Origin of the sequence: Leifsonia sp. SIMBA_070, assembly GCF_046534635.1 — a bacterium.
Taxonomy (GTDB): Bacteria; Actinomycetota; Actinomycetes; order Actinomycetales; family Microbacteriaceae; genus Leifsonia.
The window spans coordinates 1-251 of the sequence record NZ_JAWRYK010000649.1 but is presented as its reverse complement, the minus strand read 5'-3'; the positions used below and the strand labels follow the sequence as shown (position 1 = coordinate 251).

The window sequence follows — 251 nt, the reverse complement described above, 5'->3', positions numbered from 1 at the left end:
CGATGAGCGTCGATTTTCCGTCATCGACACTGCCGGCCGTGGCCAAGCGCAGCAACGCCTTCCGGCCGCCGATCGCTGTTCCGGCGGCGAGCGCCTCATGGTCGACAGCCATCAGAAATAGCCCTCCCTCTTGCGGTCTTCCATGCCGGACTCGGAGATCCGGTCGTCGGCCCTGGTGGCACCGCGCTCGGTCAGCCTGGTCGCGGCGATCTCGTCGATGACCTGATGAACCGTGGCAGCGTCACTGCGCA

1 pseudogene is annotated in these 251 nt (G+C 66.1%); it reads right to left on the bottom strand.

Annotation, left to right across the window (positions count from 1 at the left end):
• Window positions 1–111: 111 nt before the first annotated feature.
• A pseudogene (locus SB754_RS21835) lies at window positions 112–251 on the bottom strand (sulfate adenylyltransferase small subunit); the annotation flags it as partial.